17 protein-coding genes are annotated in these 18,957 nt (G+C 61.3%); 6 read left to right on the plus strand and 11 right to left on the minus strand.

The window, feature by feature from the left end; all coding sequences use genetic code 11:
* Nucleotide 1: 1 nt before the first annotated feature.
* Genes VGI36_03315 through VGI36_03325 form a run of 3 tightly spaced genes read right to left on the minus strand, consistent with a single transcriptional unit; the run spans nt 2 to nt 7,856 of the window.
* The gene (locus VGI36_03315) at nt 2–3,454 is read right to left on the minus strand and encodes a UvrD-helicase domain-containing protein (GenBank protein HEY2484147.1); all 3,453 of its coding nucleotides are present in this window, start codon (nt 3,452–3,454) and stop codon (nt 2–4) included.
* Nucleotides 3,454–7,023, minus strand: coding sequence for an exodeoxyribonuclease V subunit gamma (locus VGI36_03320; protein HEY2484148.1), 3,570 nt, complete (start codon nt 7,021–7,023; stop codon nt 3,454–3,456). Before VGI36_03320 ends, VGI36_03315 begins: the two co-directional genes overlap by 1 nt.
* Before the next feature lie 29 nt (nt 7,024–7,052).
* The gene (locus tag VGI36_03325) at nt 7,053–7,856 is read right to left on the minus strand and encodes an enoyl-CoA hydratase/isomerase family protein (GenBank protein HEY2484149.1); all 804 of its coding nucleotides are present in this window, start codon (nt 7,854–7,856) and stop codon (nt 7,053–7,055) included.
* Between the two features lie 164 nt (nt 7,857–8,020).
* Here VGI36_03325 and VGI36_03330 point away from each other — a divergent pair, with 164 nt between their 5' ends.
* From VGI36_03330 to VGI36_03340, 3 genes are read left to right on the plus strand one after another with little or no spacing between them, the layout of a single operon-like run.
* The gene (locus VGI36_03330) at nt 8,021–8,665 is read left to right on the plus strand and encodes a GNAT family N-acetyltransferase (GenBank protein ID HEY2484150.1); all 645 of its coding nucleotides are present in this window, start codon (nt 8,021–8,023) and stop codon (nt 8,663–8,665) included.
* A 29-nt stretch (nt 8,666–8,694) separates the two neighbouring features.
* Complete coding sequence (locus VGI36_03335) at nt 8,695–9,063, plus strand: VOC family protein (GenBank protein ID HEY2484151.1); 369 nt, start codon at nt 8,695–8,697, stop codon at nt 9,061–9,063.
* Nucleotides 9,024–10,172, plus strand: a complete 1,149-nt coding sequence (locus tag VGI36_03340) for a serine hydrolase domain-containing protein (GenBank protein ID HEY2484152.1) — start codon at nt 9,024–9,026, stop codon at nt 10,170–10,172. Before VGI36_03335 ends, VGI36_03340 begins: the two co-directional genes overlap by 40 nt.
* On the opposite strand, the gene VGI36_03345 is transcribed toward VGI36_03340, so the two are convergent.
* Genes VGI36_03345 through VGI36_03360 form a run of 4 tightly spaced genes read right to left on the minus strand, consistent with a single transcriptional unit; the run spans nt 10,148 to nt 13,731 of the window.
* Complete coding sequence (locus VGI36_03345) at nt 10,148–10,795, minus strand: PqiC family protein (protein ID HEY2484153.1); 648 nt, start codon at nt 10,793–10,795, stop codon at nt 10,148–10,150. The two genes, VGI36_03340 and VGI36_03345, sit on opposite strands and share 25 nt — an antisense overlap.
* Nucleotides 10,792–11,769: an MlaD family protein gene (locus VGI36_03350; GenBank protein HEY2484154.1), complete on the minus strand. Its 978-nt coding sequence runs from the start codon at nt 11,767–11,769 to the stop codon at nt 10,792–10,794. Before VGI36_03350 ends, VGI36_03345 begins: the two co-directional genes overlap by 4 nt.
* Nucleotides 11,770–12,579 carry an ATP-binding cassette domain-containing protein gene (locus tag VGI36_03355; GenBank protein ID HEY2484155.1) on the minus strand — a complete coding sequence of 270 codons (810 nt, stop codon included), beginning with the start codon at nt 12,577–12,579 and terminating at the stop codon, nt 11,770–11,772.
* 3 nt (nt 12,580–12,582) lie between these two features.
* Nucleotides 12,583–13,731: an ABC transporter permease gene (locus VGI36_03360; protein HEY2484156.1), complete on the minus strand. Its 1,149-nt coding sequence runs from the start codon at nt 13,729–13,731 to the stop codon at nt 12,583–12,585.
* A gap of 165 nt (nt 13,732–13,896) precedes the next feature.
* Here VGI36_03360 and VGI36_03365 point away from each other — a divergent pair, with 165 nt between their 5' ends.
* Both VGI36_03365 and VGI36_03370 read left to right on the plus strand, forming a co-directional pair.
* Entirely contained in the window at nt 13,897–14,289 is a 393-nt protein-coding gene (locus VGI36_03365) for a heavy metal-responsive transcriptional regulator (protein HEY2484157.1), read from the plus strand.
* A gap of 41 nt (nt 14,290–14,330) precedes the next feature.
* Entirely contained in the window at nt 14,331–14,507 is a 177-nt protein-coding gene (locus VGI36_03370) for a glutaredoxin family protein (protein HEY2484158.1), read from the plus strand.
* Between the two features lie 76 nt (nt 14,508–14,583).
* Here the strand turns inward: VGI36_03370 and VGI36_03375 are convergent, their stop codons facing one another.
* From VGI36_03375 to VGI36_03385, 3 genes are read right to left on the minus strand one after another with little or no spacing between them, the layout of a single operon-like run.
* Nucleotides 14,584–14,940, minus strand: a complete 357-nt coding sequence (locus VGI36_03375; GenBank protein ID HEY2484159.1) for a DUF6285 domain-containing protein — start codon at nt 14,938–14,940, stop codon at nt 14,584–14,586.
* Between the two features lie 15 nt (nt 14,941–14,955).
* A complete protein-coding gene (locus VGI36_03380; GenBank protein ID HEY2484160.1) occupies nt 14,956–15,963 on the minus strand; it encodes a phosphotransferase family protein in 1,008 nt (335 codons plus the stop codon).
* A 39-nt stretch (nt 15,964–16,002) separates the two neighbouring features.
* Nucleotides 16,003–17,280: an acyl-CoA dehydrogenase family protein gene (locus VGI36_03385; protein ID HEY2484161.1), complete on the minus strand. Its 1,278-nt coding sequence runs from the start codon at nt 17,278–17,280 to the stop codon at nt 16,003–16,005.
* A gap of 134 nt (nt 17,281–17,414) precedes the next feature.
* On the opposite strand from VGI36_03385, the gene VGI36_03390 reads away from it, so the two are divergent.
* Nucleotides 17,415–18,317 (plus strand): crotonase/enoyl-CoA hydratase family protein, encoded by a 903-nt coding sequence (locus tag VGI36_03390; GenBank protein HEY2484162.1) that lies wholly within the window; start codon nt 17,415–17,417, stop codon nt 18,315–18,317.
* Between the two features lie 427 nt (nt 18,318–18,744).
* On the opposite strand, the gene VGI36_03395 is transcribed toward VGI36_03390, so the two are convergent.
* The coding region (locus VGI36_03395; GenBank protein ID HEY2484163.1) for a hypothetical protein at nt 18,745–18,957 on the minus strand (213 nt) is incomplete at its 5' end.

Below are 18,957 nucleotides of genomic sequence, written 5' to 3' on the forward strand. Positions count from 1 at the left end.
GCTACCCCGCCGTCATCAGATCGCGCTCGTAGTGGAGGATCTCCTCCCAGCTCGGCCGATGAAAATAAGCCCCCGCGCGGCCGTCGCCATCCGGCTTCAGGCCACGCAGAAAGACATAGACCAGGCCGCCAAACCGCTCTTCGTACTCGCTGCGCTCGCGAATCCGCAGCAAGCGGACAATTCCCACCGTGTAGATGCGTGCCTGAAGCAAATAGTGATCGGAGACGTGGGCCGCGATGGTCGCCGGATCGTAGGAAGGCAGGAGGTCGCTCTTCCAATCCGCAAAATAGGTCCGATCGCGAAAGCGGAAGACGAAGTCCACGAATCCGACCAGCAACCCGCGCTCGATGGTCCACTCGCCGCGGCTGCCGAGACCCAGTAGCGGATGGTCTGGTGCCGGAATCGGAAAGGTAAACTCCATCTCGCGAGCGCCCTCGCAATTCACCAACGCCGGAACGGTTTCGTTGCCCAGCGCCAGCGGCGAGCGCAACGCGTTAAATACAATCTGCGCTCCCCGAGCGAGCCCGGCCTCGGCCTGCGACACCTGATGGCGGCGCGCAGTCGCGGCGATTGTCTCTCGCACCTCAGTCGTCGCCATCCAGGTCTCGAGGTCGGGCGCGTTGGCCAGCGCGCGCAGGTCGAGCTGTTCGATTACTTCGTGCAGAAAAATTCCCACCGCTCGACCGCTCGCCAGGTCGTCACGAAACGGGGGCTCGGCCGCCGCCGGGTCGACGTCATATTTGAAAATCGATGGATCGGCCTGGTAAGCGAGTGTGGCCCGCCGCTGCAGGGAGGTGTAGGAATCAATAGAAAGTGCGCGGTGACGAGCTACGATCTCGCGAAGCGATCGCGCCAGCCGATGATCCTGGTCGTCGCTCAGTAACCTCTCGGGTACCCCCTGGAAGCCGGCGCCGTTGCTGTTCGCCAACTCCTCATCCGTTTGTTGCGCACCGCCCGCGCGCAGCGGAACTATCTCGACCAGCTTCGCAAACCGGCTGCCAGATTCGCCCTCAGCGCCGGCGAGCGTGATAAGTCGCTCGTTCAACTTGCGATAGTAGCCGTCAAGCTTGCGCAGAGTCGCATCCGGCGGAAACATTGCCAGGTAAAGTTTCTTTCTCGCGCGAGTTAGAGCGACATAGAGCAGCCTTTCGTTTTCGGCGCGTTCTTCATTTGCGAGCTGCTCCTTTGCTGCATTTCGGGCAGACGGTCCGGCAATTACCTGTCTTTCCCCATTGGTGTGGAAGACCGACACCCGGTCACGTTGTGGCGGCGCGTGCGCATATCCGCCGAACAGCACCACGATGTCGGCTTGGAGGCCCTTAGCTTTGTGCACCGTCACTATCTGGACAGCATCGCGCTCGCTTTCGAGCCGCTGAACGCCGGGACTTTCGCCGGGCGGTAGATCGTCCCCATCGACCCAGCTCGCGAGCATCTGAATCAGGTCGAAAAGGTCGGGTGCGGCTAAGAGCGCTCTCTCCACAAGGATTTCGAAAACATGCTCGTAATTGGTCAGCTCTCTCTGGGAATCCGCCAGCAGCAACTCGCGCGCTGCCATACCGCTCTCATGGAGCATTGCGCTGAAGAGCTCCGCGAACCGTCGCTCATCCCCGAGCGTTTTCCATTGCAGCAACCGCGCCATCAGCGGATGAGCCGGGTCTACTTCTTCGAGACCCGGCAGATCGCGCAGCGCCACGCCGAAAAACGGTGTCGACCAAGCCTTGAGCCGATGGGAGCGCCGGTGCGGTTCCGCGACGGCGCGCAGCACGTCGAGAATGTGCCCCGCCTCGCGGGTCTTGAATAGACCATCCTGCTTGTAGAATGCGTATGGGACACCGGCCTCGCGCAGGTACCCGGCAATCTCGCGGCTTTCCATCAAGGTGCGGGTCAGCACGAAAACATCGGGCGCGCTTTGGGGAGTCTGGCCAGTGCCCTCAGGTGGCGTTTCGTCGAACAGATTCTTCAAACTCGCAGCGATTTTTCTGCCGAGCATTGCACGGTAACGTCGCGCCGCCAGCTTCGCGCCCGGAGGCAGGATGAAGATCGAGATCGGTTTTATAGGAGGTGGGTGTCCGCCCGTCGGAGAGGAACCGCACGTGACCGGACGGTCGTAGCGGATGTCGCCGTCGACAAAGAAAGCCGGCGCGGGAGTGGGCTCAAAAATCAGATTAACAGCATCTATCGCGTCGGCCGTCGAGCGGAAGTTCTCAACCAATGGAACGAAAGCGGCGCCGTGCTTTTCCAGCAACTCGGTTTTCGCTTTCAGGTAGGTAAAAACGTCCGCATCGCGAAAACCATAGATTGCCTGCTTCGGATCGCCAACTACCAGCAACCGAGTGCCGACACCTTCGACGAAGATCCTGCGAAAGATGCGCCATTGAAGATCGTCGGTGTCCTGGAATTCATCGACCAGTCCGACGCGGAATCGTTCGCGTAGGATCGTCGCCAGCCGGGCACCGTGGGGTCCATCGAGCGCCGACCATAGCCAGCGCGGCATATCGCCGAAGTCGATGACTCCGCGTTCGCGCTTGATGCGATCGAGCCGCCGCGCGACCGGAGGAAGAAAACAATCGATGATGCGCGCTTCAAGGGGCACAGCGAACTGCATCCGCCCAAGGGCATTGAGGAGTCGCCGGGTCTCCGGCGACAGACCGGGCGAGTGCTCCAACGCGGCAATCCGCCTGAGCGCCTGAGCATCAAGGTCGCGGCGCAGACGCGACGTATCGTGGGCTGAACGTTTGATCGCCTCGGCGATCGTTTCGAGATCCAAGGACGCCGCGCCTTTCGCCCGGGGGCGCAATTCGTGCCTGAGCCGCGAATAATCGAAACTTGCCACGAGTTCGTCGGCAGCGGCGGAGTTTCGCACCGACGCGCCCGAATCGAGATAGTGGCGCTCATTGGCATCGAACAGCAGGGCTTCCAACCGATCGCTGCCGCGATCGTCGGCCAGCCATTCCTCGAGCAGCGGGCCTATCCACTCGTCCGCCGCGAAGTGTTCGCGCAGCTCGGAGCGGAACGCCTCGTGAAACATCGTTCGCGCATCCGCAACTTCGAGCTGCAGACGGGTACCGCTCAGAAGCGCAAAATCGGCCAGCGTCCGATGGCAAAAGCCATGGATCGTGTGAATCGGTGCGCGTTCGAAGGAAAAGAGCGCCCGCTCCAGCCGTCCCGCCTTCTCGAGATCGAGCGGTACCCATGCTCCTAAATCCGCCTCCACTTCAGCACGGAGCGGTTTCTCGATTGTCGCGCGGATGCGCGCGCGCAATTCGCTGGCCGCTTTCTCGGTGAAGGTCACCGCCAGGATTTGGTCGAGACGAGTGTCCGAGTTGAGCAGAATCTCGACCACCAGGTGTTCGATGGCGAAGGTTTTTCCGGTCCCGGCGCTGGCCTCAATGACGCAATGGCCGTCCAGGGGAACCTGCTCGACGATATCGGGACGCCAGTAGTAGCGGTTCATCACCCGTCGTCCCGGTCTTCGAAAATCGCCTCGACTGGACCGAAACGCCGTCCAATGATGGCGACGACCTCGCGTTCATCCGGCGGTTCATAGTCGCGAGCGTTGCGGACCGGGCCGTAGTCCGAGGCGCAGGAACCGAGCCCTTCGCGGACATTGTCGATTCGGTCGAGCGCGTCCTTGCCGCCCCGGATCGCGCGGCGAGCCTCTGCGACCGCCTCGATAGGGAGGAAATAGTCGTGAGCACGGGTTATCATTTCGCCGACTAGTTGCACGAGATACTCGCGTGCCGCGTCGGGCTCCGGCATGCGCAGCTCCCTGCTCCAAAAAGCCGCCTTACTTGAAGTTCGTGCAGGATCGCCGAGCACCAGCGCCTTGAACTTCTTCGCGACCGGCTCCCCGGCGGCGCGCAGCGCGATTGCCGCGATGAACAGCTCGAGAAAGTCTTGCGGTTTCGGCTTGGAGCGCGTGACCAGGCGTAGCGAACAGTCGAGCGCCGGCGAAAATGCACCCAGCGATCCATGCAGATTTACTTTGCGGACCAACACGCTCCCCCCGCGAGCGGTGGCGCAAACATCAAGACGTAACGGCGACAAGACCCGGTCCGCCCGGGAAGATTCGGTGCCGCGGCCCATCCTGAAAACTCGCCATTCGCCCAGGTCGCGGCGCTCGGCATCTAGTTCGCGGCACCATCGCGCGAAACGCTCGCAATCTGCCTCGATCGCAGCGTCGGCGAAGGGCCCGGCCGGAGCGGCGCCCTTCATTTGCGCCGTGGCGATTGCTCCTCGGTATGCGTCTATGAAGAGTTCCGGTTTACCCCGGGCAGTCCAGAATGCTTCGCGCAGAATCAGGGCATGATCGAGTCTCGACAACGCGATTGGCTCGTCGCTCGCATCTTCTGGCGGACCGTCGTCCTCGACCATACCCAAGGCATACCTTGCCGCGCCCTGGAGGGGGCACTCGAGGAAACGCCGTACCGCGGCCAGGGGTAAGTCGAGCTCGTCGGCGTTGGGTGCGGATTTAACCGGCAATTCGAACAATCCCAGACTCCCTGCCAGACGTGCGCGTACGCCCGGGCCAAGTCTTTCCAGGAGCGCATCTCGGGGGGGCAGGATTTGGTCGCGAGAACCTAGGGCCAAGTGCTCGCGCAGTCGACGCATCCGGGCACCGCAGCGTGCTGCCGGATCGAAACTCACGAGGTCGCGAGGCGCACCGGAATCCGGCCGCGCGACGGGCGCCAGGTCGGGAAAGTAGTCGGGGTCGTTGCTGCTTACGGGATGAGAGGTCGTCAGCTCGCCGAGTTGCTCTGGACCGTCCAGGTAGCCCTGCAGGATAGATTGAAGTTCACGCACCGTGGTGGAACGCTCGAGTCGGTCTCCCGTCTGTGGATCGCGCTCGACCCATGAAAAAACAATTCGCTCGCGTGCCGCCAGAATCGATTCGAGGAATAAATAACGATCGCGCTCTGGCGGACTGATGTCACCCGGGTGGCGGCGCGCAAGCCGCAGGTCGCTCGGATCGCGACGATCTCGCTCCGGAAAGGTCGCCTCGTTCATGCCCACTACGAAGATCGCCCGAAACGGCAGGGCCCGAAGCGTCCCAAGCGAGCCGGCTGCGACACCACGACCCGAAAACCCGCCTTGCCGGGCGGCGCGCTCGGAGAGCGATGCGCTTACGAACGAATGGGCGACCTCATAGCCGACCCGATCGGTCCTAAGGCAGCGCATCGCCTGGAGAATTTCCAGACATTGGTCGCGAAACGACTGATCTTCGGGAGCGCTGGCCCGAACATACGTGCCGATGAGTTCGGCGAGCAGTACCGCCCAATCCGACAGCGAGAGGCGATGCGATCGGATCTCGCGGGTGTCGGCCAAAAGGGTCCGTGCGGTCTTGAGAAAGCGCGCCGCCGCCGGGACCTCCTCCTGCAGCAGCGTTAACGGCAGCAAAGCACCCGACTCGCTTTGATATAGATTGTGACCTTCGCCCAGGCTGCCCTCCATAAAGGCGCCCAAAGTAATACGCGTCAGGGCCTGATCCCATTGAAAGAGGTTGGCCGGCACATAAGTGTCGGCAAGATCGCTCGCATCCACCCCGAAGAAAACTCCCAGCTCCTCGCACCACGCGCTCAGGCGATCGATATCCAGCTCGCCTTGGGCGCCGGCAATCACAGGGTGAGTCAGGAGGCGCAGGATTTCCGCGCGCGTCGCTCGCCCGAGCGGGAACTTAAGCAGCAGCGCGATCGCCTCCGCCGCGCGGCTTTGGTAAGAACGCCGCCCGGCTACTTCAACTGGAATCGCGAACTGCGACGCGAACACGCTTTCGATCTGCGGCAGATAAGCATCGGCCACCGCATCCGGAACCAGAACCGCCGTCTCGTGGAACCGCACCGGCGAGTTGGCCGTTCCTTCCGCATCGGAAACCAGCCGGAGAATTTCGTTGGCGATGATTTCTACTTCGCGCCGGAGCCCGGGCGCGCCGATGAAGCGAATACTCTTGGGCCGGAGTTCTGACCTCGTCTTTCGGTGGTCGGGGTCGCTACCCGCGCGGACCAAAATGTCTTCTTGCAAACGTGCAAGAAGTGATGCGCCCGTGGCATGGGTAAAGTGCGGCTGAAAATCGCATTGCGTCAGTTCGTTGAGCATCCGGATGTATTCGCGACCCGGCCGTCCCCACAGCTGAAGCGCCCGCGAGTCGCTCGGCGTTGCGAGCTCAAAGGGGTCGTCGCCATCCTCGAGCGCGGTACTGACTTTCTCCGCGCGGTGATGCCAGGTCGAAGCACGGGCCGCCGCAGAATCATCGACGTCTTCCCAAAACTCCATGCACGGGTTCACCGCATACACCAAAAGGTCGGTGAGTCTGCCCATGCGCGCGAAGATTTCCAGGAAAACACGGCCCGGCGATGCCAGACCGAAAATCTGCAGTGCGGGCGGAAGCACGTCCCGCAGGCGATTATCGGGTATCGCCGCGAGCGCCTGCGGGAGAAGCATCCACCGATGCGCGGCGTCAAAGGCCCAGGGGGCGCGCGCGGCTCCCTCGCGGTCGAACACTATGGTCCACAGCGTTCGCTCCCAGAGCTCTTCGTCCGACCTTGCGGGCGAACTGCCCGAGTTCCAAGCGCGGAGCATCCCGCTTCGCGAAATCGAATACTCCTGGAACAGGTGCGCTACCCGGCCGGCCAGCTCGAAGAGCCGCAGTTCCCCTAAAGCGTCATTGGCGGGGTTGGCCGCCGCAAGGTACTCGCGAACCGCTCGCAAGGCGTCGTCGTCGCGCTGCGCTTCGCTGCGCAGGCACTCGAATAGGGCGACCTGCAGCTGCGGAACTTCGAGCACCCGAATACTTGGGTCGGCCTGCTCTGCAATGCTGGCCAGATAACGGCGCAGGAATGGGAACGCGAGGTTTGCCGCGACTCCGAGCCGCTCCGCGATGCCATATTTCGCGAATTGCTCGATCGCGCGGCTGGGAACCATAATTGGCAGCGTCGCGAGCGGATCCCGCCGCTGATGAAGCTCAACCGCCCGCGCCAGCGGCCCAAGCAGATTTTCAAAGCAATTCGCGTAGTGGAGCTGAAGCATCGTCGCATCCGTCGCGCGGCCGCGACGGTCTAGCGTTTGCCGAGAATCCTTTCGCGGTAGGCACGGGCGGCCGCGCGCGATTCCTCCTCGCCCAGGGTCGACATCAGCACGTCGCCGTCGGCGTACGGAGTGAGACCGGCGCTCGCCGCGCGGGTCACCGCGTTCACGTGTTCCTTGGTTATCGCCACCGGCACGGAAGGTTTGGCGATCAATTCGCGGGCTAGCTCTTCGACCTCAGTCACGAGCCGGGCCAGCGGGACCACGCGATTGACGAACCCCAAAGCCTTTGCCTCCGCCGCGCCGAAGCGCCGGCACGTCATGACCAATTCTTTGGTCATGGCCGGCCCGATTTCCCGCACCAGGCGTGGAATTCCACCCCACGAAAGCGGCAGCCCGAGATCGATTTCCGGAATGAAGAACCACGCGTCTTCCGCCACTACGCGAAGATCGCATACCGCGGTGAGCACCACGCCACCGCCGACCGCGTAGCCTTGCACCTGAGCGATGGTTACCGCGCGCATCTGCTCGAGCGCGTCGGCGGCGCGCAGTCCATATTGCCCGGCCTCGCGCCTAAACAACCAACTCTTCTCGCTGCCCAGCTGCCCAGCCGCGGGCGGATCTTTTAGATCCGCGCCGGCGCAGAATGCGCGCCCCACACCGCTCATGATGACGACCCGCAGATCGTGATGGGTATCGAACCAGCGGGCCGCCTCGGCCAGTTCCTGAAGCATCGCGGCGCCGATCGCATTCAATCGGTCCGGTCGATTGAGCGTGAGCCGCCCGAGGGGGCCTTCGACCTCGGCTTTAATCGTCTGAAATTCGTGAGTATCCATCATGTACCTTTGGATGAATGGTTTTCTCTAAATATGCGCCCCCGCGACCAGGTACAACCGCCCACCATAACCTTCCGCCCCTTTGCGCGGTTAGCTTACGTGATGACGTCGTCCGGTCCCCATTGTACGCTTGCCCCCGAGCCTTTGGACGGAGGTGCCCTGGGATGAGCGAGACAACAATTCGACCGGCAATCGCGGGAGACGTGGAGTTCGTCGCATGGACCATTCAGGCGGCCATGCGCTCCCACCTTAAGAAAGGTTGGTTTGACATCCTGCTGGCGCGGCCCGAAGCGGAGTGTCTCGAGTTTGTTCGCCGGCTGGTTCTCGCCAAGACCCCTTCATGGTGGCACCACTCACTGTTCTTGATCGCGGAAGTCGATGGCAAGCCGGCGTCGGCGCTGTGCCGGTTTAGAGCCGGCGAAGGATATCCTTTGTCCGAGAAAGCGATGACGGAAGTGGTTGCCAGTTACCAATGGAGCGAGGCGGAACTCAAGGCGATGTGGCAGCGGGGCGCCTATGCTTTCACCTGCATCCTGCCAGGGGACGACAACCGCTGGACCATCGAGAATGTCGCGACGCTGCCGGAGTTTCGGGGCCGGGGACTCGTCGGCATCCTCATAGAACACGCGCTCGTCGAAGGGCGCAGGCGAGGATTCAGCGAGGCTCAAATTACCTTTCTCATCGGCAACGACCCGGCCGAGCGCGCGTATGCAAAAGCCGGATTTACCTTCGAGGCCGAAAAGCGTCATCCGGATCATGAAGCGGCCTGTGGGTCACCCGGTCTGCGCCGATTCACGCGCAAGCTGTGAGCCGTGCGCAGAAACCAGGAGCCAAGATGTTGAAATTCGATCACCTGGCGCTGCCGGTGGCGAACTGCAAAAGGTCTCGCGATTGGTATCTGAAAACTCTGGGATTCAAAGTCGAGTTCGAAAATCCCAAGACCAAAACCATCGCCATCCAGGATCAAGCGGGATTCACGATTTTCCTGAACCAGGTTGCAGACAAGATTGCAGGGGCAAAATGCACCCTGGTCATTCAGGTCAAGGATGTTGATCGCAAACATCGCGAACTTGTGCGCAAGGGCATCAAGTTCATGAATGCCCCGCAGAAGCTGATGTGGGGATACGGCGCCGAGCTGACCGACCCCGACGGCTACCAGATCAATTTGTGGGACAAAGTCAGCATGCGCACCAAGAGCGGGAGCTAACCATCGCAACCCAGCCCAACCTGACCCGCACCGTCCAGAGCATCGAGAACGGGATCGCCGCGAACCTGCATCTCGGCGCGCAGCTCTACGTATCGCGCAACGGTCGGACGATTGCGGATCTTGCTCTCGGCGAGGCGCGCCACGGAGTACCGATGCGCCCCGACCACCTGACGCTGTGGATGTCAGCGACCAAACCGGTAACCGCGGTGGCGATTGGCCAGATGCGGGATAAAGGCTGGCTCGCATTCGATGACCGGGTCGCGAAGTACATTCCCGAGTTCGCAATCAAAGGCAAGGGGCCGATCACTATCCGCCACGTCCTGACCCACACCGGCGGATTTCCGAGAGCGGTCGGCCCGTGGAGGTATGATCCCTGGGAGAAGATCATCGCGGAGATCTGCGATGCCCCGCTGGAACCCGGATGGATACCCGGTCGCGATTGCGGGTATCACGTCGCCTCAGGTTGGTATGTGCTGGGCGAAATTGTTCGCCGACTCGATGGGCGCCCTTATCATCGCTACGTGCGGGAAGCGATTTTCGAACCGCTGGGCATGAACGACTCGTGGCTGGGCCTGCCCGTTGATCGTTACGATGATTTCAGCGAGCGCATCGTGCCGATGCACTTTGCCGATGGCAACGCGCTACCCATCCCTCACATGTACAAATACTTTCGCGACGCTCCTGAGGCGTTGGCGAATTGCCGCCCCGGGGGGAACGGCCGCGGCCCGATTCGTGAGTTGGGCCGTTTCTATGAAGCGTTGCTCGAGGGAGGCCGCAACATCATAAGCAGGGAGACGATCGAAACTCTGACCGCCCGCCATACAGTTGGACTCAAAGATCGAATTTTTAATTTTCCGCTCGACCGCGGATTGGGGTTCGTAATCGATTCCAAACAATACGGCCCCGCAGCCGCCTGGTACGGAAGCCGTTGCTCGGCGCGCGCCTTCGGCCATGCGGGCTACGTATCCTCGGTAGGCTTTGCCGATCCCGAATATGGTCTTGCGATCGTCCTGGTCTTCAACGGCATGCTGGATGCGGCGCCGGCGAGGCACGACGCGAGAATCAGCGCCGCCATCGATGCTGTCTACGAGGACCTGAAACTCGGCTGATTGGTTTCCGGCTTCACGCCCACCCCGCCCGCCGTGTTTGCGGGAGTGGCTTCGATTGCCGAGGCGATGTCCCGCGACAGGCGCCCGAGCGCCCGGCTCATCGCCGCAGCGGAATCAGAGGTGTCACCCGGCTTGGCCGTCTCCGTGTAGGTGGAATCACGTACGATCAACAGCTTTCCGGTTCCGTTCAGCACCTGCCAATGAGCAGTCAGATCAACCTTGCCGTCTTTGTCGCTCTCGAACCGGTACACGTTGACCTTGATCTGGTAGTCCACGAGCGTGGTGTTGTACCAGGGGTAAAACGTTATGCGCTGAGTTCCCAGGTCGGAAGAAAGGTTCTGGGCGAGTACCCGGGTAAAATCGGAGTCCAAGGGCTCGGCCCAGCGGTCCTGGCGCGACAATTCGAGCCGGTTCGGTGCGACGCGGGTGACGACCTCCTGTCGATCGAGGTACGCGGGCATCTTAATCGGGCCGAGTCCGACCAGGATCTGGCGCGAACCTGCGCTCGCCGGGTCGGCACCCACCGGAGAGAGCACGAAAAACTTCGAGTCGTCGCGCCGGGGCGAGAGGCAACCCGCGATCGTAATCGTGCACAGTGCAAGGACTATTATGTGTTGTCTCATTGGCCGCCGTCTCCTTCGTAGCGGCCGCGTATCACCGAGCTTGGATTGCGCTGCAGGTAGTCGGTCAGCTGGCGCAGCGAGCGGGCGGCATCACTGGTCTGCTCGAGGGTTTCGGTGAGTTGATAGTCCACTGGAGAGCCGGGTCCCAGCACGCTTCGCACCGCGACCAGCGTCTCCTGGGCCTGTTCCAGGGCGGCCCGTGCTGACGCCGTGGTCTTGCGCAGATCTTCCGCCGCTGGCCCGACCTGCTTGTTCAGGTCATCACTTGTTTTTTTGATGCTTTGCGCGGTCCCGTTCAAGCTGGTCGCGGCCTGGTCCAGGGATGCGATGGTCTCGCGGACCTGACGGGACTTCACCAGGTCGTTGATCGAAGTTGAGGTCTGGGTGAGGCTCTTTGTCAGCGCTTCGAAGTCAACTTTTTCAAGCGCGGCCATGATCCGGATGATCGCGGTCTGTGCCTGCTCGAGCGGGGTCGGGACCGTCGGAATTTCCGGATAGGGGGAGTTGCGCCCAAGGTAGAACTTGACCGGCGTGTCGGGATGCATGTCGAGGTCGATGAAGGCGATCCCGGTCAGCATGCTTTCGGTCTTAAGTTCGCCGCGCAAGCCCAGTTGGATGGCAGCGGAGATCTGCTTGGGATCGTCTAGATCTAGTTCGGCGCCGCGCGCGAACAGTTTTCGCGAGTCAAGCTGAATTATAACCGGGATTCGTATCTGCGCGCTCTGCTGAATACCGCCAGCACCGAGGCCGCCGAGGCTCAACAGGATGTTGGTTACCGATCCGACTTCAACCCCGCGAAACTTGACCGGGGCTCCAATGCTGAGGCCGTTCACGTCGCTGCTGAAAAACATGACGAACTTATGTTGACGCGTGAACAGGTGGCTTGATCCCAGCCCGATGACGATGGCGATTACGATTGCGAGGGCGCCCAGTACGAAGGCCCCGACCATAGTTGGATTGGCTCGTTTGCCCATTCACTCACCTGGATGTTCGTCTTCGGCAGCGCGCGTCAGGAAGCGATGTACCTTCGGGTCCGGCGAATGCGCCAACAACTCCTTGGGGTTACCACTGGCTATCATGGTCCGTGTCTCGGCATCGAGAAAGATGCTGTTATTCGCGATGGTGAAAATGCTCGGAAGTTCGTGCGTAACTACCACTACCGTCGCCCCGAGTCCGTCACGCAATTCCAGGATCAGATCGTCAAGCAGGCGCGAGCTAATCGGGTCGAGGCCAGCCGACGGTTCATCGAAGAACAGCACCTCCGGATCGAGCGCCATGGCGCGCGCCAGCCCGGCACGCTTCTGCATGCCGCCACTTATCTGGCTTGGATAATAGTCTTCGAACCCGCGCAGCCCGACCAGCGCCAGCTTGATCGAGGCGATCGCATTAATCTCCCTGGGCGACAGATCGGTGAACTCTTCGAGCGGAAGACCGACGTTTTGCGCCAGCGTCATGGAGCTCCACAGCGCACCCCCCTGATAGAGCACGCCAAACCGTCGCAACATCCGCTCGCGGGCCTCGGGCGGCGCTTTGGTGAAGTTAAAATTTTCGTAGAAAATCTCACCGGTGGCGGGTTCCAGCAGTCCAATCAGATGATTGAGCAGTGTGCTCTTGCCGCAGCCGCTGCCGCCCATGATCACGAACACGTCGCCCCGCTTCACCGTGAAGTTGAGATTGCGCATCAGCACGAAATCGCCGAATGCCATCGTGAGGTCCCGCACGATTATGTGCGGCTCGCCCACTACCCCAGGGGTTACCGCGGAGCGGGTTGTGTTCGTGCTCACTGGTCAGATCCCCAGCAGGTTGAATAGGAAGGCCATAATGCCGCAGGCAACGACGTTCCACACGATTCCGGTCACCACCGCCCGGGTGGCAGCGTCGCCGACCGCCGAGGAGCTGCTGCCGCTTTGGAAACCCCGCAGGCATCCCGAGATTGCGACTATTACGCCATAGACCATCGCCTTGAAGAGACCGCCAAACAGATTGCCGAGAGTCAATGCGTTCCAAGCTTCGCGCAAGAAGGTCGACAGTGCGAGCTTGAGCATTGCCACTCCGACGAAGGCTCCTCCCATCACCCCAAAGACATTCGCGAACACGCACAGCAGCGGCATCATCAGGATGAGTGCGACTATGCGCGGCAGCACCAGAAATTCCATCGGCGAAATTCCCATGGTCGTGAGCGCGTCGATTTCCTTGGTTACCTTCATGGTCCCGAGCGCCGCCGCGTAGGCGGCCCCGGTCCGGCCGGCCATAATGATCGCGGTCATCATCGCGCCCATCTCCCGCACCATGCCTATCGCAACCAGGTCCGCCACGTAGATTTGTGCGCCGAATTGCTGGAGTTGTACCGCGCCCATGAATGCCAGGATGGTTCCAACCAGGAAGCTGATCAGCGCCACGATGCCGAGGGCGTTGACGCCGGCGTCCTGGATTTCGATCATCAGGTCGCTGTTCCGAAAGCGGGCCTGGCCTTTGAACATCCGTCCGATCGCGATCACCACGCTACCCAGAAAGGCGAGGAAATCTTCGCTGCCCTCGGCGTAGTTGATGGTCGCGGTCCCAACCCGCTGGAGCAGTGGCGCAGATTGCGCCTTTACCCGCGCGTCCTTTTTCTCGGGTACCGCTTCGGCCAGCTCGACCAGCCGCACCAGCCCCTCAGGCAGGCCGTCAAGGGCGACGGGAATGTTGCGCGATCGGCCCAGTTCGGTGGTGCGAGCCACAAACGTGAGCAGGCCGCTATCCCAGGCACCCAGCCGGCTCGTCTCGAACCCAATGCTTCGGGGTTTAGTCTGATTGACTTCGTGCAGCACCCGCCCCACCGATGGAAGCCCGTGATGCATCCGCCAGCTTCCGACGAGGTGGATGATCAGTGACGAATCTCGCGAGAGCTCGAAGCTCAGGTCCGTCACCTGTTCTGTGGCTGCTTCAGCTTCCATTCAACCCGTGGGAGTTCCCCTCTTTTGCCAAAAATTCGCGGACTGCCGGGCCACCGCCCTCAATCCCTTGACTTTATACCACGCCAATTATGGTCAGAAGAGGCTATCAGGGAGTTTTTTGATCTTGACCCGGGACTATACTCCAAGGTTTATGGTTGTAAACCAATGACCATCGGACGGCTAGCGCGCAGGACAGGTGTCAGCGTCGATACCCTGCGCTTCTACGAGCGCAAAGGCTTGATAGTGCAGCCGCGGCGCATGCTATCCGGCTATCGAAACTACTCGGACGACGTGATTGACCGGCTGCGCTTTGTGAAGGACGCGAAAGGGTTGGGCTTCTCTCTGCGTGAGATCCAGGAACTGCTCATGCTGCGAGTAAAATCGACCCGGGAATGCGGACCCATTACCCGCAAGGCGGAGGCCAAGCTTTCCCAAATGATGGAAGAAATCGCGCGCCTGCAACGGCTGCGGCGCACGCTGTGCAAAATGATCCGCGACTGCCACGGATGCATCGATCCAGGTCGCCGTGCCAACCGAGGACTTATATGCAACAAGTAACGATTTTCACCAACCACGGCTGATCGGCGTGCCACGCGGCGATGAGCCTTCTCTCGCAGCACGGCATTCCGTTCGTGGAACGGAACATCGGTGACGATCCCGCAGCCCACGACGAGCTTAACAACGCCGGATTCCGCGCCGTCCCGGTAATTCAGGTAGGCGACCAATCGGTGGTCGGGTTCAGTCCGGTCCAACTGCGCAAGCTGCTCGGTATCTGACCTGCGGTCTTGGCCGAGCTCTTGTTCCGAGTGGTCCCCCTCCCGTTGCAGCGGTGTTTTCCTGCCGGGATTCGATCTACCGGTCAAACCACTTCGGGTTGTTGATCGCCAGCGCATCGTGCAGTGATTGGCTGATATGAGTGCGCAGTTTCGGATCAACTAGGGTGACCGCGCCGTCGCGAATCTTCTGGGCGAGCTCGCGGCTGAGCTCCTCGACCTCGCCATCGTGACCGAGCAAGGCGCCGAGCCGTTTCCGCTCGGCGGAGGCTTGCGCGCCGCGCAGTTCCAACTCGCGCCGAACCGTGTTGAGCACGTTCGCGGTCACCCGGGTTTTGAATCGATGGTAGCCGGTCAAGGTTGGCATCAACTCTTCTTCCAGATATTTGATCGCGGCCTGGAGCAGAATGGTCGCTTTCGGTGTACTTAGTGGCATGAGAAATTGCCGTGGCTAATCGCGGCCCTCGAGTAGTTCGTAAAAATCCCACAGTGGTTCTTCGATCCGTCTTCCGATCGCACAGCGCTCGACTCCCATCTCCTCGACTCCGCGCATGCCCAGGCGAAGGCATCCCGCGGCCCATTTGACGCTGCCGAACGCTTCCCAGAAGCGGACATGTGCCGGGTCGACACTTTGGCCGCCGGCCTTCTCGTAAGCCGCGAACAGATCCTCGCGCCTGCCGAATCCACCCACCGGATACTTGCCGCCAAAGCGCCAGGTCTTGACGCACAGCCACCCGAGATCCTGCATCGGATCGCTGGCTTGGCCGATTTCCCAATCCAGAACCAGCCGGATGCCGTCGTTCTCGCCCACGATCATGTTGCCGATGCGGAAATCTCCGTGCACTACCGTGCGCCGCGCTTGCCTAGGCACATTGTCCGCCGCCCATCGTAGGCCCCACTCGATCGCCGGGAGATGCAGGTCGTAGAAGTCGACCACCTTACGCTGCGCGTCGATCATCTCTTCGGCGGTTTGGCCCTTGAGAAACGGGACTTCAGAAAGCGGGATGCTGTGAATCCGGGCGAGGATCTCTCCCGCCTGTTGCGTCATTTTCGCGCGCGCCGGCGCGAATGTCGCCTCGCGCAGAATTTTGGGCGCCAGGGTCTCGCCGTCGACTCGCTCGGTTATGTAGCCGGGCCCCAGCCCATCCGAGGTCTCCAGAATCGCGCGGATCTTGGGCGCGGGCACGCCGGCCTTCACCGCCGCGATCATCAGCCACGCGCCTTCCTCTGCGGTCGGATGCGGCGAGATTTCGGCGAGCGGATGCGGAACATCTTCCGGCGCGGCCGCCGACAGCTGCATGATCAGTCTCTGCCGGCTGCCGCCGACATCGGCATCAAACGACCAGGTGGTTCGGTTCGCGCCTCCGGTCAACTGCTGCAAATCATAAACGGTCCCGGGCGCGCCCATGTGACGCGCTATCGCGCGCTGGAGCAAAGTTGCGGTGGAATCGTTACCCATCGATGATCGTTGATTGCTCCTTCACCAAGACGAAGACGCTCAACCCTCCGCAGGGACCCGCCCGTCTTTAAAGAACCCGAACAGGTACTGCGCCACCCGCCGCATCTGGATTTCCTCGGAGCCTTCGGTAATTCGATAGCGGCGATGATGTCGGAAGATGTGCTCGAAGGGCTTGTGGCGCGAGTATCCGATCGCGCCATGAACCTGCATCGCGCGATCCGCCGCGTTACACACCAGCCGGTTCGCCCGGTAGTTGCACATCGCCACCTTGTCAGAGATTCTGAGCGCCACCTCGGGTTTGGGCATCCGGTCCATCTGCCACGCGGTCTTGTGGATGAGCGTCCGCAGCATCTCGGCTTCGGTATGCAGCTCGACCAGCGGCCACTGGATCGCCTGGTTGACCGCGAGTGCCTTGCCAAACGGCTTGCGCTCCTTGGCGTATTTCACCGACTCGTTGATGCAAAATTGCGCGGCGCCCAGCGACGAGGCCGCCTGCCGGATGCGGTTTTCATGCACGAAGTGCTGCGCGACCGCAAGTCCGTTTTCCGGATCGCCCAGATGCTCGCCCGCGGGCACGTAAATGTCCTTGAACGACACGCGCGGATGGTCGGTCGGCATATTGAAGGTCCACAGATACTCTTCGATCTTGAAGCCCTCGCTCTTGGTCGGAACGATGAAACAGGTGATGCCGCGCGGACTCCCGTCCTTGCCCGAGGTGCGCGCGAAAATGAAGTCGTGAGTTGCCACGTGCAATCCGGTGTTCCACATTTTGGCGCCGTTGATTCGCCACCCATCGCCGTCGCGAGTCCCGCGCGTTTCCATCCAGGTCGCATCCGAGCCGTGATTCGGCTCGGTCAGTCCGAAAGCGATTCGAATCGAGCCATCCAGAATACCGGGGATGAACTTCTTCTTTTGCTCCTCGGTGCCGAAGTCGCGAAACATCAGTACCGTCGGCAGGTTGCCGACGATGGAGCTTTCGTTTTGCAGGTCGTTGTGCAAGCCGAGCCCCTTGGCGGCCAGGTATTCGCGGATAATTGCCATTCCAAGGTTGGTTCCGTCCTTGCCCCCGTATTCCTTGGGCAAGGCGTAGCGCCAATGCCCCGCCTTGTCGGCTCGCTTGCGCATCTCGACCAGGAGCGCTTCCCATTCGTGGCGCGGAAGCCCATCGCGCTCGAAATCGGTGCGCGCATACTCGCGGCGGTGGTCGAAGAAGCGGATGTTGTCGTTCTCGCGCTCAAGCGGTTTGATTTCCTTTTCGATGAAGGCGTCGAGTTCCTTCAGGTAGGCCTGGATATCGGCGGGAATTTCGAAATCCACGGTGGTTCTCCTTTGCTTCCGCAGAGTCCTTGATACGAGCTAAACGGGCGTTTAACAAAAGGGCAAATCTAGCAGAAGCGCAAGAGTTAACGGTAACGGGGGACGTGATAGAGTCCGCTGCGGGAGAAGCATTAATGCCTTATCAAACCATCCTCTATGAGGTCGCAGACAATACCCTGACTATCACTCTCAATCGCCCCGAGAAGCTAAACGCATTCACCGGCGTGATGATGAATGAGATGATCGACGCATTTGGCCGGGCCGACGCGGACGACAACGTCCGCGCGATCATCGTAACTGGCGCGGGGCGCGGCTTCTGCGCCGGTGCCGACCTGTCGGCCGGGGCCAACACCTTCAACTACGAAGCTCGCGAAGATCGCCCGGATCGCAAACCGCACCTGAAGCCCGATGGCACCGTCGATTGGAGCCACGAATCGATTCGCGACGGCGGCGGCCTGCTGACGTTGCGGATCTTCGATTGTCTGAAACCGGTCATCGCGGCGGTGAACGGTCCCGCGGTCGGGGTGGGGGTAACCATGCAGCTTGCGATGGACATCCGGCTGGCCTCGGAGAACGCGCGGTTCGGCTTCGTGTTCGCGCGCCGCGGTTTGGTCCCGGAAGCGTGTTCAAGTTGGTTTCTGCCACGCATCGTCGGAATTTCGCAGGCCCTCGAATGGGCGTTTAGCGGACGCGTGTTTTCCGCGCAGGAAGCGCTCGAAGGTGGACTGGTGAAAAAACTTTACAAGCCCGACGAACTGCTCCCGGCCACCCGCGCGTTGGCCCGAGAGATCGCCGACAACACCTCGCAGATCTCGGTCGCGCTGATCCGCCAGATGTTCTGGAAAATGCTCGGCGCGGACCATCCGATGGAGGGACACAAGATCGATAGCCGTGGCATCTACGCGCGCGGCTCATCGGCCGACGCGCGCGAAGGGGTCATGTCATTTCTGGAGAAACGAGCGCCCCATTTCTCCGATCGCGTATCGACCGGAATGCCCGCCTATTTCCCGTGGTGGACCGAGCGCAAGTTTAGCTGAGTAATCCACCAGGGGAGGGTGCTGCGCGGTGCCACCAGGCTTTGCAGCATCTTCGTCTTCTCCGTGACACCTTGCCGGTTGCGCGCGCGAGCTCCTCAAAGGGGCAAAGCATAAACAGCGGCACCCGGGTAAGCGCATCAGCATCAGTGCACTGCGCGGGATTTGCTCCCCGTTTCTAACAGACTAGGTATAGCCGCTTCATGATCGCGGCTCCGGTACCGATTTCGTAAAAAGGTGAACGACCGACTCCGCTCGCCAGAATTGGGCGAAGCCATTGGGTTGGACGGGCGCCAACGCGGGACGTCGTGACGGCTTCGCGGCTACACACGGGAGGGACGATAAGCTCGCATGCCTGTCCGCGCGTCGTGCCACGCACGTCCTTCGCTGCACCGAGGGCCATCGGCCAAACGGCCTTACGGCGCTTGCTCTACTGGCACACGGCAACGGCGTCAACCGTATACCACTGAATTAGAATCCACTCGCGCATATAGAGCTGGGTCTGTGCGTTGGTAAGCTTACCCTGGCACTGTGACACGAGCTGCGAGTTGGCGGCTTCGGTTATACCGTCCGGGGTAGTGAGGTGAAGTATGCCGTAGTCGCCCGTCGATACCCGCACGGTCTGCCCGCTCCCCGCACGGTT

This window comes from Candidatus Binataceae bacterium, assembly GCA_036495685.1.
Taxonomy (GTDB): Bacteria; Desulfobacterota; Binatia; order Binatales; family Binataceae; genus JAFAHS01.

Excerpts from the sequence above, each read along its gene's own strand:
- VGI36_03315 (HEY2484147.1), bottom strand. The coding sequence starts at position 3,454 with ATGAACCGCTACTACTGGCGTCCCGATATCGTCGAGCAGGTTCCCCTG.
- VGI36_03320 (HEY2484148.1), bottom strand. The coding sequence starts at position 7,023 with ATGCTTCAGCTCCACTACGCGAATTGCTTTGAAAATCTGCTTGGGCCG.
- VGI36_03325 (HEY2484149.1), bottom strand. The coding sequence starts at position 7,856 with ATGGATACTCACGAATTTCAGACGATTAAAGCCGAGGTCGAAGGCCCC.
- VGI36_03330 (HEY2484150.1), top strand. The coding sequence starts at position 8,021 with ATGAGCGAGACAACAATTCGACCGGCAATCGCGGGAGACGTGGAGTTC.
- VGI36_03345 (HEY2484153.1), bottom strand. The coding sequence starts at position 10,795 with ATGAGACAACACATAATAGTCCTTGCACTGTGCACGATTACGATCGCG.
- VGI36_03350 (HEY2484154.1), bottom strand. The coding sequence starts at position 11,769 with ATGGGCAAACGAGCCAATCCAACTATGGTCGGGGCCTTCGTACTGGGC.
- VGI36_03360 (HEY2484156.1), bottom strand. The coding sequence starts at position 13,731 with ATGGAAGCTGAAGCAGCCACAGAACAGGTGACGGACCTGAGCTTCGAG.
- VGI36_03365 (HEY2484157.1), top strand. The coding sequence starts at position 13,897 with ATGACCATCGGACGGCTAGCGCGCAGGACAGGTGTCAGCGTCGATACC.
- VGI36_03370 (HEY2484158.1), top strand. The coding sequence starts at position 14,331 with ATGAGCCTTCTCTCGCAGCACGGCATTCCGTTCGTGGAACGGAACATC.
- VGI36_03375 (HEY2484159.1), bottom strand. The coding sequence starts at position 14,940 with ATGCCACTAAGTACACCGAAAGCGACCATTCTGCTCCAGGCCGCGATC.
- VGI36_03380 (HEY2484160.1), bottom strand. The coding sequence starts at position 15,963 with ATGGGTAACGATTCCACCGCAACTTTGCTCCAGCGCGCGATAGCGCGT.
- VGI36_03390 (HEY2484162.1), top strand. The coding sequence starts at position 17,415 with ATGCCTTATCAAACCATCCTCTATGAGGTCGCAGACAATACCCTGACT.